This window comes from Tsukamurella sp. TY48 (assembly GCF_019656655.1).
GTDB classification, from domain to species: domain Bacteria; phylum Actinomycetota; class Actinomycetes; order Mycobacteriales; family Mycobacteriaceae; genus Tsukamurella; species Tsukamurella strandjordii.
The window spans coordinates 2,934,483-2,949,999 of the sequence record NZ_BPMV01000001.1; the positions used below are offsets into that span (position 1 = coordinate 2,934,483).

Annotated in this window: 15 protein-coding genes; 3 read left to right on the forward strand and 12 right to left on the reverse strand. The window is 70.9% G+C overall.

The annotated features are described in order from the left end of the window. The first annotated feature begins 95 nt into the window (after positions 1-95). Together TTY48_RS14415 and TTY48_RS14420 are read left to right on the forward strand one after the other, a co-directional pair. Positions 96-1,490, forward strand: a complete 1,395-nt coding sequence (locus tag TTY48_RS14415; protein WP_220658141.1) for a lipase family protein — start codon at positions 96-98, stop codon at positions 1,488-1,490. 190 nt (positions 1,491-1,680) lie between these two features. Then, positions 1,681-2,901, forward strand: coding sequence for an HNH endonuclease signature motif containing protein (locus TTY48_RS14420; protein WP_220658142.1), 1,221 nt, complete (start codon positions 1,681-1,683; stop codon positions 2,899-2,901). Between the two features lies 1 nt (position 2,902). Here the strand turns inward: TTY48_RS14420 and TTY48_RS14425 are convergent, their stop codons facing one another. Together TTY48_RS14425 and TTY48_RS14430 are read right to left on the reverse strand one after the other, a co-directional pair. Next, positions 2,903-3,217: an AzlD domain-containing protein gene (locus TTY48_RS14425; protein ID WP_220658143.1), complete on the reverse strand. Its 315-nt coding sequence runs from the start codon at positions 3,215-3,217 to the stop codon at positions 2,903-2,905. Continuing rightward, the gene (locus TTY48_RS14430; RefSeq protein WP_255585679.1) at positions 3,214-3,891 is read right to left on the reverse strand and encodes an AzlC family ABC transporter permease; all 678 of its coding nucleotides are present in this window, start codon (positions 3,889-3,891) and stop codon (positions 3,214-3,216) included. The genes TTY48_RS14425 and TTY48_RS14430 overlap by 4 nt, the downstream gene beginning before the upstream one ends. 64 nt (positions 3,892-3,955) lie before the next feature. Between TTY48_RS14430 and TTY48_RS14435 the strand changes: the two genes are divergently transcribed. Then, positions 3,956-4,507, forward strand: a complete 552-nt coding sequence (locus tag TTY48_RS14435) for a helix-turn-helix domain-containing protein (RefSeq protein ID WP_220658145.1) — start codon at positions 3,956-3,958, stop codon at positions 4,505-4,507. Here the strand turns inward: TTY48_RS14435 and TTY48_RS14440 are convergent. From TTY48_RS14440 to TTY48_RS14485, 10 genes are read right to left on the reverse strand one after another with little or no spacing between them, the layout of a single operon-like run. Continuing rightward, positions 4,491-5,135, reverse strand: coding sequence for a TetR/AcrR family transcriptional regulator (locus TTY48_RS14440; protein ID WP_220658588.1), 645 nt, complete (start codon positions 5,133-5,135; stop codon positions 4,491-4,493). The two genes, TTY48_RS14435 and TTY48_RS14440, sit on opposite strands and share 17 nt — an antisense overlap. A gap of 23 nt (positions 5,136-5,158) precedes the next feature. Beyond that, positions 5,159-5,515: a hypothetical protein gene (locus tag TTY48_RS14445; RefSeq protein WP_220658146.1), complete on the reverse strand. Its 357-nt coding sequence runs from the start codon at positions 5,513-5,515 to the stop codon at positions 5,159-5,161. A gap of 33 nt (positions 5,516-5,548) precedes the next feature. Beyond that, entirely contained in the window at positions 5,549-6,991 is a 1,443-nt protein-coding gene (gene nuoN, locus TTY48_RS14450; RefSeq protein ID WP_220658147.1) for an NADH-quinone oxidoreductase subunit NuoN, read from the reverse strand. Next, a complete protein-coding gene (locus TTY48_RS14455) occupies positions 6,988-8,463 on the reverse strand; it encodes an NADH-quinone oxidoreductase subunit M (RefSeq protein WP_220658148.1) in 1,476 nt (491 codons plus the stop codon). Before TTY48_RS14455 ends, nuoN begins: the two co-directional genes overlap by 4 nt. After that, on the reverse strand, positions 8,460-10,337 hold the full coding sequence (gene nuoL / locus TTY48_RS14460; RefSeq protein WP_220658149.1) for an NADH-quinone oxidoreductase subunit L: 1,878 nt from the start codon (positions 10,335-10,337) through the stop codon (positions 8,460-8,462). The genes TTY48_RS14455 and nuoL overlap by 4 nt, the downstream gene beginning before the upstream one ends. Positions 10,338-10,340: 3 nt before the next feature. Further along, positions 10,341-10,640, reverse strand: a complete 300-nt coding sequence (nuoK, locus tag TTY48_RS14465; RefSeq protein ID WP_220658150.1) for an NADH-quinone oxidoreductase subunit NuoK — start codon at positions 10,638-10,640, stop codon at positions 10,341-10,343. Next, positions 10,637-11,410, reverse strand: a complete 774-nt coding sequence (locus TTY48_RS14470) for an NADH-quinone oxidoreductase subunit J (RefSeq protein ID WP_220658151.1) — start codon at positions 11,408-11,410, stop codon at positions 10,637-10,639. The genes nuoK and TTY48_RS14470 overlap by 4 nt, the downstream gene beginning before the upstream one ends. After that, entirely contained in the window at positions 11,407-11,910 is a 504-nt protein-coding gene (gene nuoI / locus TTY48_RS14475; protein ID WP_220658152.1) for an NADH-quinone oxidoreductase subunit NuoI, read from the reverse strand. Before nuoI ends, TTY48_RS14470 begins: the two co-directional genes overlap by 4 nt. Beyond that, on the reverse strand, positions 11,903-13,210 hold the full coding sequence (nuoH, locus tag TTY48_RS14480; RefSeq protein ID WP_220658153.1) for an NADH-quinone oxidoreductase subunit NuoH: 1,308 nt from the start codon (positions 13,208-13,210) through the stop codon (positions 11,903-11,905). Before nuoH ends, nuoI begins: the two co-directional genes overlap by 8 nt. Continuing rightward, on the reverse strand, positions 13,207-15,516 hold the full coding sequence (locus TTY48_RS14485) for an NADH-quinone oxidoreductase subunit G (RefSeq protein WP_220658589.1): 2,310 nt from the start codon (positions 15,514-15,516) through the stop codon (positions 13,207-13,209). Before TTY48_RS14485 ends, nuoH begins: the two co-directional genes overlap by 4 nt. Between the last annotated feature and the right edge of the window lies 1 nt (position 15,517).

The following is a 15,517-nucleotide window of genomic DNA, read 5'->3' on the forward strand; positions in this document are numbered from 1 at the left end:
CTAGGTGCCGGGGCTGACAGGCAAAAACAACCCTTGACAGGTGACATACCCCACCTTAGGTTCAGCATGTGAAAACTGACACACGATCGTTCCGGATGGTCGTTCGCCGCGCCGCGCTGCTGGTCACCTCGACCGTCCTGCTGTCGGCGGGGGTGATCGCAGCGCCCTCCGCCTCGGCGCTTCCGCCGATCGTCGAGCCGGCACCGCCCGCCGACTCCTTCTACGACGCCCCGGCGAATCTCGCCGAGCTGGCGCCCGGCACGGTGATCCGGAGCCGCACCACGTCGGTGCGATCGCTGCAGGTGATGCCGGTGAACGTCGACGCGTGGCAGCTGGCCTACCGCACCAGTGATGCCGACAAGAAGCCCGCGATCACCGTGACCACCGTGCTGGTCCCGCGCGGCAAGAAGCCGACGAAGCTGCTCTCATACCAGGCGGCCACCGATTCGACGCTGCGCGTGTGTCAGCCCTCCTACGGGCTCACCAGCGGCGGCCCGATCGACCTCGGCAGCCCGTCGGGCCCCCTGACCTTCGCCATGCCCGGGGCGGAGATGCTGTTCGCGACGCTCGGCCTGAACGAGGGCTGGGCGGTGGCGATGCCCGACCACGGCGGCAGCGAGAACACCTTCCTCACCCCGCGCCAGCCCGGCTACGCAGTGCTCGACGGCATCCGCGCGGTGGAGAACTTCACCCGGCTGGGGCTGTCCGCCTCGACGCCCGTCGCGCTGTGGGGTTACTCGGGCGGCGCCATCGCCAGCAGTTGGACCATCGAGATGCAGCCCGGCTACGCGCCCGAGCTGAACATCCGCGGCGCCGCCTTCGGTGCGCCCGAGCGGGATCTCGCGGCCTCGCTGAAGAGCGTGAACACCTCGCTGCTCGCGGGGCTGATCCCGCTCGCGCTGTCGGCGCTGGGCAAGGATTCGGAGGAGTTCCGCACCGCGCTGGACAAGGTGCTCACCCCGGAGGGCCGGTACCGCGTGAACGAGACGCGCCGCCACTGCATGCCGCAGAACGTGGTCTCGAACCTGTGGTTCGACTACAACCGCTTCCTCACCAAGCCCGTCGACGAGGTGCTCCGCATCCCCGCGATCAAGAAGGTGATCGATGAGCGCGGAGTGAGCGGCAAGGTGCCCACCGTGCCCGCGTACGTCTACAACGGCATCACCGAGGAGGTCGCCCCGATCACGGGCACCGACAAGCTGGTGAACTCGTACTGCGCGGGTGGCGCGTCGGTGACCTACCGCCGCGAGGAGTTCCCGCCCAACCCCGTGAAGCAGCTCATGACCACCCACGGCGTGGTGGTGGTGACCGGCGCCGGCGGCGCCTTCGACTGGATCAAGCAGCGGATGAACTCCACCGGTCCGGCGCCGAAGGGGTGCGATATCCGGAACGTCTTCAGTAGCGGACTCGCACCCGCCGCGGCCCAGGCCTTCGGCCAGGGAGTCGGCGCGATCGTCGCCGGACTCGTGGGCGCACCGATCGGGAGTTGACGAAGCTCGGCGCGCACGGTGTGTGCGCGTGCGGTGCGTACGCGGTGCGTGCGGACATGCGTCGGTGGGGCGGTTAGTCGGTGATTGCCTGCGCTGGGCCCGGCTTGCGCTGTCGCTCGCCCTGAAACAACCTGACCCGCTTGAAGTTTCAAGTCAAAAACTTGTCAGTGGGTGGTCGTAGTGTCGGGTCATGGACGAGGAAGACAAATCCGGTTCCGCCGCAGGGGATGGCGGTGATGTTGTTGCCAGTCTTGCCGGGTTGGAGCGGGCTCGGGCGCGGGTGGTCTTCGATCAGTACCGGTTGATCGCGGAGTTGTTGCGGGTGCGGGTGTGTGAGCGGATCGCTGCCGGTGTCGCGCAGGATCGGTGGGAGACCGGTGTCGCAGCGGAGGTGGGGTTGGCGTTGCGGGTCTCCCCGCATCGCGCCGCTTCCATGCTCAACCGCGCTCGGGTGTTGGCGGCGGATCTGCCCGCCACATCGGCACGGTTACGCGATGGGGATGTCTCGCCGGAGGCGGTGGACGTGATCATCTCCGGTCTCTCGCATCTGGAACCGCGACTGCGAGCCGAGGCCGATTCCGCCCTGTGTGGTGAGACCTTCGCTGCTGCCGGTTTGGGGTTGCGGCGATTGCAGGATCGGGTGCGGGAGATCGCGTACCGGTTGGATGCGCGGGCCACGGTGGATCGGATCGGGCAGGCGGCGAAGGACCGGCGAGTCACCATTCGTCCGGCGCCGGACTGCATGGCGCGGGTTTCGATCCTGCTGCCGGTCGCGCAGGCCGTCGGCGTGTACGCCGCACTCAAGGGCGCCGCCGAGGCGGTGTTCGGTGCTCCGGGGGAGGTGCGGAGTCGGGCGCAGGTGATGGCCGATACCGCGTTCGCGTGTCTCACCGGCCGTGATGCCGCCGACGGGCAGCCGGTCACGGTGAATCTCACCGTTCCCGCAGCGGTCCTGCTCGGTGACCAGCCGGGCACTGCGCATCTCGCGAACGGTGGCACGCTGCCGGCGGAGATCGCCCGCCACCTGATCGGGAAAGCTGCCGCGAACGCGGTGGCCTGGGTCAAACGCTTGTACGTGCAGCCGGAATCCGGGGCGGTGGTCGCATTGGATTCCCGGTCGCGGTTGTTCCCGGCGGGGTTGGCGGAGGTGATCGCCGCTCGCGACCGGTACTGCCGCACTCCGTATTGCGATGCTCCGATCGCCCACACCGACCACATCGTCGCGCACGCGAAAGGTGGCCCCACGAGCCTGGCCAACGGGCAGGGGCTGTGTGTGGCGTGCAACTACGCCAAGGAAGCCGCCGGCTGGTCCAGCCGTACCGTCACCGACCCGTCGGGGAGGCACACCGTCGAAACCCGGACGCCCACCGGGCATGTGCACCGATCCACGGCACCGCCCCAGGCGGCATAGGTCAATCGATGCCACCCAGGCGGAGTACGGCGGCGGTGGCGCCCGCGGCCAGGATCACCAGTGGGAGCGGCGCGCGTCGCCATGCCAACAGGCCCGCCACCGCCACACCGGCGAAGCGCGCGAACCCGGCGAGTTCCCGGCCGTCCGCAACGGCGGCGGTGGCCATCACTCCCGCCAGCAGGGCCATGGCGCACAGATCCACGGTGCGCCGCGCACGTGGGCTCAGCTCGAACCTGCCCACCACCATCGGGCCCGCAGCGCGAAACAGGAAGGTGACCACCGCGAGTGCCGCTCCGGCACAGAGAACGGCGATCACGGCCACGACCCCGTCGCCAGCCGCAGAACGGGCAGGGCCAGCAGCGCGAGCACCGGCGCCAGACCGGTGGGCGCCCACGGCACGGCGCCGAGCGCCAGCAGCGCCGCAACGAGAAGCGGTGTTCGCGAGGACGACTCGCGCAGCGCAGGAATCAGCAGCGCCAGGATCACCGCCGGGAACACCGCATCGAGGCCGAGTGCCTCCGGCGAGATCACCGACCCGATCGCCGCCCCCGCCGCGGCGCCCAGCGGCCAGGCGAAGGCGATGCCGCCACCGGCATAGGTCAGCCCGCGGCGGCCCGATTCGACATCGGGCTGGGCCAGCGCCAGCGCGACCGATTCGTCGTTGATGAGATGCATCCGCGCCACGCGACCCGCCCCGGTTCCGAGATACGGCGCGGCCGCCAGACCGTAGGGAAGGTGGCGCGCATTGACCAGCGCACCCGCCGCGAAGGCGACCACGGGCGCGCCGCCCGCAGCGATGAGTCCGACGAAGAGCATCTCCGAGGAGGCGGCCAGCACGGTGAGACCGAGCGCGGGCGCGAACCACCACGGCAGGCCGGCGGCCACCGTCTGCGCCCCGTAGGCGAGCCCGATGCAGGCCACCGCCGCCGAGAGCATCGCCGCGGGCCGGACCAGCGGATCCGCCGCGATCGTTCGCCATGTCGTACGCATGTCCACTACGATGAACTGAAGTACATCAGTTCGTCAAGTCGAACGATCGGAGTTTCTGCCGAACATGTCGAGCGTACCCATCATGGCCATCGCGGCCGGGATCCAGCGTGAACGCACCCGGGCGGGCTGGAGCATGGCCGAACTCGCCCGCCGGGCGAATGTCGCCAAATCCACCCTCTCGCAGCTCGAAGCGGGCACCGGAAACCCCAGCGTGGAAACGCTGTGGGCACTGGCGACCGCCCTCGAGATCCCCTTCGCGCAGCTCCTGGGCGGCGGGAACGTGGAGGTCACGGTGGTGCGCGCGGGCGAAGGTGCCACAGTGCCGTCCGATTCCGCCGACTACGCCGCCACCCTGCTCAGCGCCTCACCGCCGGGCGTGCGCCGCGACGTCTACCGAATCGATGCGGAGCCGGGGTCACGCCGCGAGTCGGCGGCGCACGTCCTCGGCACCGTCGAACACGTCCTGCTGTGCAGCGGCGAGGCGCGAGTGGGGCCCACCGACAGCCCCGTGACCCTGGCGCCGGGCGATTTCATGACCTATCCCGGCGATGCACCGCACGTCTTCGAGGCCGTGGCGCCGGGTACCCGGGCGGTGCTGATCAGCGATCAGCGCTGAGCCGCTGGTCCGCAGGTGCGTCCACCGGAGCGAGCGCGCTCGGTTCGATCGCCACCGGGTTCTCCTTGAGGCCGATCAGGCCGTACCAGGAGAGGTTCACGATGTGTGCGGCCACGGCCTCCTTCGGCGGCGTGCGGACCTCCAGCCACCACTGCGCGGTCATCGCGACCATGCCGACGAGCGCCTGGGCGTACAGCGGAGCGAGCGTGGGATCGAGGTGCTTGCGCTCGAACTCGCCCTCGAGGTGGCTCTCCACCTGCCCGACCAGGTCGTTGAGGAGGGTGGAGTAGCCGCCCGCATGCTCGACGGAGCTGTTGCGGGTGAGGATGCGGAAGCCGTCGGAGCGTTCCTCGACGTAGGTGAGCAGTGCCAGCGCGATCTGCTCGATCCGCGACTTCGACCGGTCCTCTAGCATGGCGCGCGAGAAGACCTCGAGGACCATCTCCATCTCGCGGTCCACGACCACCGCGTACAGGCCTTCCTTACCGCCGAAGTGCTCGTACACCACGGGTTTCGAGACGCCGGCCTTCGCGGCCACCTCCTCGATGGTGGCGGCCGCGTAGCCGCGGTCGGCGAACACCGACCGCGCGGTGTCCACCAACTGGCTGCGGCGCTCCGCGGCCGTCATCCGCTTGCGCGGCTTCGCCGTGGTCACTTCGTGTCCGCCTCCCCGGCGGTGTCGGGCACGGGGTCGGAGGCGGGCACGGAATCCGAGGTGGGCACGGAATCCGAGGCGGGCGCGGCGACGGAATCGTCCTTCTGCGCCGCGACCTGCTTCTGATACGCCTCCTCGGCGCGGGCGTACTGGTTCTTGATGGTGCGGCTGGCGTACACCAGGCCCACGAAGAACAGGATCTCGAAGACGATCGCCCCGATGTACAGCGCGCGGGCACCGGTGGTGGTGGCATCGGTCAGCCGCCAGATCAGCACGCCCAGCACCAGCAGCAGCACGGCCCCCATCGATTTCAACTGCAGGCCGTTGCTGAACGGAAGCGGCTTCTCACTCATGAAGATCGATTGTAGTGCCGTGCGTACACCGTCTCACCGCCCCAACAGCGACAGATCGCCGAACAGGTCCAACAGCGGCTGCGGGTACACGCCCAGCACCACCACCGAGACGGCGCCCACGCCGATCGCGAACCAGGTGAGAGTGTCGGCGGCGGGCACCTCGGGCGTGTACTCGTGGTCGGGGGCGAAGTACATCGTCACGATCACCCGCAGGTAGAACACAGCCGCCACCGCGCTCGCGAGCACGCCGACCACCACGAGCCACACCCCGCCCCGCTCCGCCGCTGCCGCGAAGACCGCGAACTTGCCGACGAATCCGCTGGTCAACGGGATGCCGGCGAAGGCCAGCAGGAACAGTGCCATGGCACCGGCGAGTGCGGGCCGGCGCCGCCCGAGACCCGCCCACCGGTCCAACTCGCTCACCTCGACAGTCCGGCCGTCGGGCTGGACCTCGCGCACCGCACCCGCCACCGCGAACGCGCCGACGGTGCTCAGCGCGTAGACCGCCAGGTAGAAGCACACCGCCCCCATCCCGCGGACCGTCCCCGCGTACACGCCCACCAACAGGAAGCCCGTGTGCGCGATCGCCGAGTACGCCAACATCCGCTTCACGTCCGACTGGGTCACCGCCGCGATCGAGCCGACCGCGAGGGTCGCGACGGCCACCACGGCGGCCACCGGCCGCCAGGGGACGTCGTCGAAGGCCACCATGGTGATCCGCACCAGCACGCCGAACGCGGCGATCTTGGTGGCCGACGCCATGAACGCCGTCACGGGCGTGGGCGCGCCCTGATAGACATCGGGCACCCACGAATGGAACGGGACGGCACCCACCTTGAACAGCAGGCCCACGCCGATCAGGGCGGCGCCGGCCGCGCCGAGCACCTCGTCCTGCGGCGCCGCGGCGATGTCCGTGGAACCGGTGGCGGCGAACCGCAGCGCCACACCGAACAACAGGATCGCGGAGCTGAACGCGCCCAACAGGAAGTACTTCAGCGCCGCCTCCAGCGGCAGCAGATCGCGACGCCGCGCCAGTGCGCACATCAGGTACAGCGGCAGCGAGAACACCTCGAGCGCCACGAACAGCGTGAGCCAGTCCTCCGCCGAGACGAAGGCCAGCATGCCGCCGAGCGCGAACATCGCCAGCGGCACCGCCTCGGTGTGCGTGAGCGGATTGCCCCGCGCCACCATCAGCGCCAGCGCGGGCAGTGCCGCGATCAGCAACAGGCCCTGCAGGGCCAGCGACAATCCGTCCGCCGCCACCGATCCGAGGATCACCGCGCGCGGCGACGCATCGTCGTTCGCGAGGGCGACCACCGCGACGAAGGCCGCGACCACCGCGGTACCGCTCAGCACCCCGTGCACCACGGTGCGCGACGCGGCGGGGGCGAAGGCCTCCACCAGCACGCCGATGATCGCGGCGCCGAAGACGATCAGCGCCGGGGCGATCTGCGCGTACTCGATCGACGGGTTCATCGCACGACCTCACTGGTCGCGGCCACGGACGGATTGATCGCATCCAGTACCGGCCCGGGGAACAGGCCCAGGGCGAACAGGGCGACGATGAGCGGGACCAGGACGGCGAGCTCGCCCGGGCGGGCGTCGTCGACGGTGCGCGCCACCGACACCGGTGTGGGGCCGGTGAAGATCCGCTGGTAGGTCCACAGGACGTACATCGCCGACAGGACGAGCGCGGTCACCGCGACCATCGCGGCCACCGCCCACCGCGGGTAGGTGCCGACGACCACCAGTAGTTCGGAGACGAAGGGCCCCAACCCCGGAAGCGACAGCGTCGCGAGCCCGGCGATCAGGAAGATCGCCCCCAGCTTCGGGGCCTTCGCCCAGGCGCCGCCGAAGTCGGCGATACGGCGACTTCCGCGGCGCGCCACCAGGACTCCGGCCACCAGGAAGAGCGCGGCCGTGGCGACCCCGTGGTTCACCATGTACAGCACCGAACCGGCCTGCGAATCGCCGGTGCGGGCGAAGATCCCGAGGATGATGAAGCCGAAATGGGAGATCGAGGTGTACGCGATCAGCGCCATCACATCGCTCTGCCCGATGGCCAGTACCGCGCCGTAGACGATGCCGATCACCGCCAGTGCGGCGATCCACGGGGCGAACTTCGCGGAGGCGTCGGGGAACAACGTGAGGCAGTAGCGCAGCATCCCGAAGGTGCCCACCTTGTCGACCACCGCCATCATCAGCACCGCGGTGGGCGGCGTCGTCTGCACGGCGGCACCGGGAAGCCAGGTGTGCAGGGGCCACAGCGGCGCCTTCACCGCGAAGGCGAACAGGAAGCCCAGGAACATGAGGTTCTGCGCCGCACCGGGTTCGATGCTTCCCGCCGCCGCGCGCAGGTCGAAGGTGCCGGTGGTGGCGTACAGGCTGACCACCGCGGCCAGCATGATCAGGCCGCCCGCCAGGTTGTAGAGCAGGAACTTCACCGCGGCCCGCGATCGCCGTCCGGGCTCGCTGCCGGTGCCGCCGTACCCGCCGATCAGGAAGTACAGCGGGATCAGCATGGCCTCGAACACCAGGTAGAACAGCAGCACGTCGGTGGCGACGAAGCTCAGCAGCACGCCCGCCTCCACCGCGAGCGTCAGCGCGACGTAGGCGCCCGCCAGGCGTCCGCTGCCCTCGGGTGCGGTCTCGCGCCGTCCGGCGAGCAGCAGGATCGGGACCAGCGCGGCGGTCAGCAGAACCAGCACGAGGCCGGTCCCATCGAGCGCGAGCCGGTACCCCGCACCGAACGACGGTATCCAGCGGTGCGATTCGGCGAACTGGAAGCCGCCCCCGGTGTCGAAGGCAGCGGCCAGGCCCACCGCGACGCCGAGCGCGACGAGCGCGGCCGCGTACCCGATCCAGCGCGCGGCCCGGGGGACCGCCGCGGCCGCGACGGCGCCCACCGCGGGCACCGCCCACAGCAGGGTCAGCCAGGGCGCGCTCATGAGATCCACACCGCCACCGCGCCGATGAGTACCGCCGCCCCCGCCAGCATCGTGAGCGCGTAGCTGCGCGCGTACCCGGTCTGCCAGTGCCGCAACACACCCGACGCCCCGCGTACGCCCTCGGGAACCAGGCCCACCGCACCGTCGAGCGCCCTGTCCTCCACCGCCACCAGCGCGGCCGTCGCGGCCTGCCCGGGCCGCATGAAGACGGCCTCGTTGAGCGCATCGCCGTAGAGGTCCTGCCGCGCGGCGCGGGTGAGCGGGGAGACGTCCGACGGTGCCTGCTCGGGCACCGTCCGCGTGACGCGGACCGCCACCGCGACACCGATCGCGACGGCGCCCAGTACCAGCGCCGTGACCGCCCAGGCGGGGAGCAGGTGGTGCGCGGGCGGCGCGGTCCCCACCGCGGGCGCGAGGAAATCGGTGATCCGGCCGCCCACCATCAGCGCGGCGCCGGCGCCCACGCTGCCGACGGCGAGCACGATCATCGGCGCCGTCATCACGTGCGGCGATTCGTGCGGGTGCGCGTCCTCGCGCCACCGGCGCTCACCGAAGAAGGTGAGCACCATGACGCGGGTCATGTAGAAGCCGGTGATCCCGGCGCCGACGATCGCGGTGCCGCCCACCACGATCCCCCAGAATCCGCCCCGGCCCAGCGCGGCCTCGATGATGCCGTCCTTGGTGTAGAAACCCGAGAGCGGCGGAATCCCGATGATCGCCATATAGCCCAGGCCGAAGGTGACGGCGGTGATCGGCATGACGGAGCGCAGCCCGCCGTAGCGGCGCATATCGGTCTCGTCGTTCATCCCGTGCATCACCGACCCGGCACCCAGGAACAGTCCGGCCTTGAAGCAGCCGTGGGCGAGCAGGTGCGCGATCGCGAGCGCGTACCCGGCGGGGCCGAGGCCGGCGGCCAGCACCATGTACCCGATCTGGCTCATCGTCGACGCCGCCAGGGCCTTCTTGATGTCGTCCTTGGCGCAGCCGATCACGGCGCCGAAGAGCAGGGTCACGGTGCCCACGGCGAGCACGGCGCCCTGCGCGATCGGCGCCGCCTCGAAGACCGGGCCGGTGCGCACGATGAGGTACACGCCGGCGGTCACCATGGTGGCGGCGTGGATCAGCGCGGACACCGGGGTGGGGCCCTCCATCGCATCGCCCAGCCAGCTCTGCAACGGGACCTGCGCCGATTTCGCGCACGCCGCCAGGAGCAGCAGGAGCCCGAGCCAGGTGATAGTGCTCGACTCCGCCTCACCGGCGCGGGGGAGGAACCCGCCGAACGAGGTGGTGCCGAAGGCCGCGAGCGTCACCGCGACCGCCAGGGCCAGCCCCATGTCGCCGACGCGGTTGACCACGAAGGCCTTCCGCGCCGCCGAGGCCGCGGAGGGCTTCTGCTGCCAGAAGCCGATCAGCAGGTACGAGGCCAGCCCCACGCCCTCCCATCCCAGGTAGAGGACCACCAGATCATCGGCCAGCACCAGCACCAGCATGGCGCCGAGGAACAGGTTCAGATAGCCGAAGAAGCGGCGCCGTCCCGGATCGTCGGCCATGTACCCGATGGAGTACACGTGGATCAGCGTGCCCACGCCGGTGATCAGCAGGGCGAAGCACACCGACAACTGATCGAGCCGGAAGGCCAGGTCAACGGAGAGGGAGCCACCCGAGAACCAATGGTAGACAACGGTACCCACGGATCGATCGGCCACATCGCGGGACACCAGATCGGCGAACAGCACCGCCGACACCACGAACGAGGCCGCCGCGACCGCCGTGCCCAGCAGGTGTCCCCAGGCATCGGTCCGGCGCCCGCCGAGCAGTAGCAGCGCCGCTCCGGCGAGGGGGATCAGCGGCAGTGCCGCTATCAAAGCCGTCACGGGTCACCGCCTCAGCAGGTGCGGCTCGTCGACGGACACCGACCTCCGGGCGCGGAAGATCGCGATGATGATGGCCAGGCCCACCACCACCTCCGCCGCGGCGACGACCATCGTGAAGAAGGCGAGCACCTGGCCCTGCGGGACGGCGTGCAGGCGCCCGGCGGTCACCAGCGCGAGATTGGCGGCGTTGAGCATCAGCTCGACGCACATGAACACCACGATGGCGTTGCGGCGCAGCAGGACCCCGGCGGAGCCGATCGCGAAGAGCAACGCCGCGAGGTACAGGTACAGGTGCGGGTTCACGACGTCACCTCCGTGCGGGAGGCGGGATCGTCGTCGAGGGTGCGCGGCCGGCCGGCGAGCTCGCGGCGCTGCCCCGGGGCGCGCGGGGTGAGCGTGCGGTTCACCGAATCCGCCGCGGGCGTGCCGTCGGGCAGCAGGGCCGGGAGGTCGACGGCGTTGCCGCGGGCGTACACACCGGGGTTCGGCAGCGGGGTCGCGCGGCGGCCGTCCTGGAATCGGCGGATGGACTGCTCGCGCTGGGACAGTGCGGTGGAGAGCTTGTCGCGGTGGGCGAGGATCATCGCACCGAGCGTCGCCGTGATGAGCAGCGCCGCCGTCAGCTCGAAGGCCCACACGTACCGCACGAAGACGGTGTCCGCGAGCGCCTCCACCGAGTTCGGGGGGTACTGCGGCGGCATGCCGTTCACGGGCCGCGGGATCGGCAGCGTGGCACGGGCGATGAGGGTCACCAGCAGCAGGCCGAATCCGGTGCCCGCGATCGCGGCGGCCACGCGATGCCCGCGCAGGGTCTCGACCAACGAATCCGACGAGTCGACGCCCACCAGCATCACCACGAACAGGAACAGCATCATGACGGCGCCGGTGTACACCACCACCTGGACCACGCCGAGGAACATCGCGCCCTGCGCCAGGTACGCCACGGCCAGCAGGATCATGGTGGCCGCCAGGCACAGCGCCGAGTACACGGCCTTCGACGCCAGCACCACGCCGAGGGCGAACAGCACCGCGGGGATCGCGACGATCCAGAAGGCCACCTCTTCTCCGGTCACGAGTCCACCTCGCCGCGGTAGTAGTCGGCCGCGGAGGTGCCCGGGCGCATCGCGTGCGGCGGCGGCTCCTCGCCGGGATTCAGCGGGGCGAGCAGGTGGTCCTTGTCGTAGATCAGCTCGGCCCGCTCACCGTCGGCCATCTCGTACTCGTTGGTCATCGTCAGTGCGCGGGTGGGGCACGCCTCCACGCACAACCCGCAGCCGATGCACCGCAGGTAGTTGATCTGATACACCCGGCCGTACCGCTCGCCGGGGGAGTACCGCTCCTCCTCGGTGTTGTCGGCGCCCTCCACGTAGATGGCATCCGCGGGACAGCTCCACGCGCACAGCTCGCAGCCGATGCACTTCTCCAACCCGTCCGCGTACCGGTTGAGCTGGTGCCGGCCGTGATAGCGCTCGGCGGTCGGCTCCTTCTGCTCCGGATAGCTCTCGGTGACCGGTTTGCTGAGCATCGTGCGCAGGGTGACACCGAAACCGCCGAGACCGAGGGGATCAGCCATGGGACACCTCCTGGGACTTCGGTGCGGGATGCGCGGACTCGGGCAGGTACTGGCCGGGCAGCGGGGGCACCGGGAAGCCGCCCGCCATCGGGTCGAAGGGCAGCGAATAGGTCTGCGGATCAGGTGGACCGGGCGGTTCCTGCTGCCGCCGGTGGCGCAGCGCCAGCACGCCGATCACGCCGAGCGTGAAGACCACCGAGACCACGGGGGCGAGCACCGTGACGTCGTTGCCCTCCAGCGCCCAGGCCTGGACCCCGCCGGCCACCAGCACCCACACCAGCGCGCTCGGGATCAACAGCTGCCAGCCGAACCGCATGAACTGGTCGTACCGCAGCCGGGGCAGCGTGGTGCGCAGCCAGATGAACCCGAACAGGAACACCCACACCTTCGCCACGAACCACACCACCGGCCACCAGCCGGAATTCGCGCCGTCCCACAGGTTCAGCGGCCACGGTGCGTGCCACCCGCCGAGGAACAGCGTCGTGGCCAACGCCGAGACGGTGGTCATGTTCACGTACTCCGCGAGCATGAACATGGCGAACTTCAGCGAGCTGTACTCGGTGTGGAAGCCGCCCACCAGCTCGCCCTCGGCCTCGGGCAGGTCGAAGGGGGCGCGGTTGGTCTCGCCCACCATGGAGATCACGTACACCGCGAACGAGGGCAGCAGCAGGAAGATGTACCAGGTGCCGTCCTGTGCGGCGACGATGCCGGAGGTGGCCATCGTGCCCGCGTACAGGAAGACCGCCGCGAACGACAGGCCCATCGCCACCTCGTAGCTGATCACCTGTGCGGTGGAACGCAACCCGCCGAGCAGGGGGTAGGTCGATCCCGAGGACCAACCGGCCAGCACAATGCCGTACACCCCGATGCTGGTGACCGCCAGGATGTAGAGCACCGCCACGGGGAGATCAGTGAGCTGCAGGGGAGTGCGGGTGCCGAGGATCGAGACCTCGGGGCCGAAGGGGATCACCGCGAAGGCGAGGAAGGCGGGGATGGTCGCGATGATCGGTGCCAGCAGGTACACCGGCTTGTCGACGCCGTTCGGGGTGATGCCCTCCTTGAGCGCGAGCTTGATGCCGTCCGCCAGCGATTGCAGGATGCCGAACGGCCCCAGTCGGTTCGGTCCGTACCGATGCTGCATCCGCGCCATCACCTTGCGTTCGATGAGGATCGCGGACAGCACGGTGAGGACGAGGAAGGCGAACACCGCCACGGCCTTGAGCAGGATCAGCCACAGCGGGTCCCGGCCGAAGGCCGAGAGGTCCACGGTCTCGTGCGGTCCGATCGCGGGCAGGCTCATGGCGCCGCCTCGATCCGCACCACGGCGCCCCAACCCGCGCCGAGGGTCTCGCACACGGTGCTGCCGGGCGAGTTCCGCGGAAGCCACACCACCCGGTCGGGCATGTCCGTCACGACGAGCGGCAGCGTGATCGCACCGCGGTCCGTGGACACGGTCACGGAATCGACGGCACCGATCTCCGCCGCCGTAGCGGCCGACAGCCGCGCCACGGGCGGCCGGGCCGTGGCCGCGAGGTTCGGCTCACCGTCCTGTCCGCGGCCCAGGTCGAGCAGCTGCCGCCAGGTGGCGAGCAGGGCCTCGCCGGGTCCGGGCTCCGGCACCGGAACGGGCGCAACGGGTTCGACGGTGCGCCCCGTGGCCGCGTTCCCGAGCGCGGCGAGTGCGGCCGCGGCACCGTCGGCGTCGGTGAACCCCAGATCGACGCCCAACGCGGCGGCCAGCACCGCGAGTACCCGAGCATCCGGCAGCGCGCCGGGGGCGGGGAGCGCGGCGTCGAACCGGCGATCGCGGCCCTCCCAATCGCGGAAGGTGCCGGAACGCTGCGCCACCGTCGCCACCGGCAGCACCACGTCGGCGCGGGCGGTGACGGCGGACGCGCGTTGCTCCAGGCTCACCACGAAACCGGCCTCCAGGGCGCGGCGCGCGGCCTCGGGACGGGGCAGGTCGGAGACCTCCACGGCGCCGCAGACGAGTGCCGATAACTCGCCCGCCTCGGCGGCGGCGAGGATCGCCCCGGTGTCGCGGCCGGGCGTGGCCGGGACCTCGGTGCGCCACAGCTTTTCGAGGTCGGCGCGGTGCGCGGGGTCGTCGATGCTGCGGCCGCCGGGAAGCAGATTCGGCAGGGCCCCCGCGGCCACCGCGCCCGGTTCGCCGGCGCGGCGGGGGATCCACGCCAGGCGGGCCCCGGTGGTGGCGGCGAGCGCGACTGCCGCCGAGAACGCGCCCGGTGCCTCCGCGAGCCGCTCGCCGACGAGGATGACGGCACCGTCGGGCAACCGGTCGGCGAGCCCGGCGAGGCCCCGCGCCTCCTCGCCCGGCCGGCAGGGGATCAGCTCGCCGCGGAGCCGACCCAGGCCGCGGGAGGCGTAGGGGGCCACGGACAGCACGCACGTGCTGCCGGAGCGGACCGCCTTGCGCAGCCGCAGGTGCACGATCGGCGACTCCTCCTCCGGTTCGAGGCCCGCGAGCAGCACCACCGGCGCGGACTCCAGGTCGGCGTAGGTGACCCCGCCCGCGGCGCCGGAACCCAGGAACGCCGCCTCCTCCGCGCTGTGCGCCCGGATCCGGAAGTCGACATCGTTGGTGCGCAGGGCCACCCGCGCGAAGGCCGAGTAGGCGTACAGGTCCTCGACGGTGCCGCGGCCCCCGGCCAGGACCGCCGCGGTCCGCCCGCGCAGTCCCGCGGCCGCGGCGGCGATCGCCTCGGGCCAGGACGCCGGGGCGAGCGCACCGTCGGCCCCGCGGACCAGCGGCGTGGTGATCCGGTCCGGCATCGTGGCGTAGCCGAACGCCCAGCGGCCCTTGTCGCAGTTCCACTCCTCGTTGACCTCCGCGTCCTCGCCTGCGAGGCGGCGCAGCACCTCGCCGCGGCGGTGGTCCACCCGCAGCGAACAGCCGCTCGCGCAGTGCTCGCACGCCGAGGGCGTGGACGTGAGATCGAAGGGCCGGGCCCGGAACCGGTAGTCGGTGGAGGTGAGCGCGCCCACCGGGCAGATCTGCACCGTGTTCCCGGAGAAGTAGGAGTCCAGCGGTTCATCGCCCGCCGTGCCCACCTGCTGCAGGGCGCCGCGATCGAGCAACTCGATGAAATCGTCACCGGCGATCTCGTCGGCGAAGCGGGTGCACCGCGCGCACAGCACGCACCGTTCGCGGTCGAGCAGCACCTCGGCGGAGATCGGGATCGGCTTGGGGTAGGTGCGCTTATCCGCCGCGGGGAAACGCGAGACGGCACGGCCGGCCGACATCGCCTGGTTCTGCAGCGGGCACTCGCCGCCCTTGTCGCACACCGGACAGTCCAGCGGATGGTTGACCAGCAGCAGCTCCATCACGCTGCGCTGCGCACCCGCCGCTTCCGCCGAGGTGGCCTGCGTGCGCACCACCATCCCGTCCGTCACGGTGGTGGTGCACGAGGCGAGCGGCTTGCGCTGGCCCTCCACATCGACCAGGCACTGTCGGCACGCGCCCGCGGGTGCCAGCAGCGGATGATCGCAGAACCGGGGGATCGCGATGCCCAACTGTTCAGCCGCGCGGATCACCAGAGTGCCAGGCGGGACCTCGATCTCGATGCCGTCGATGCTCGCCTTCACC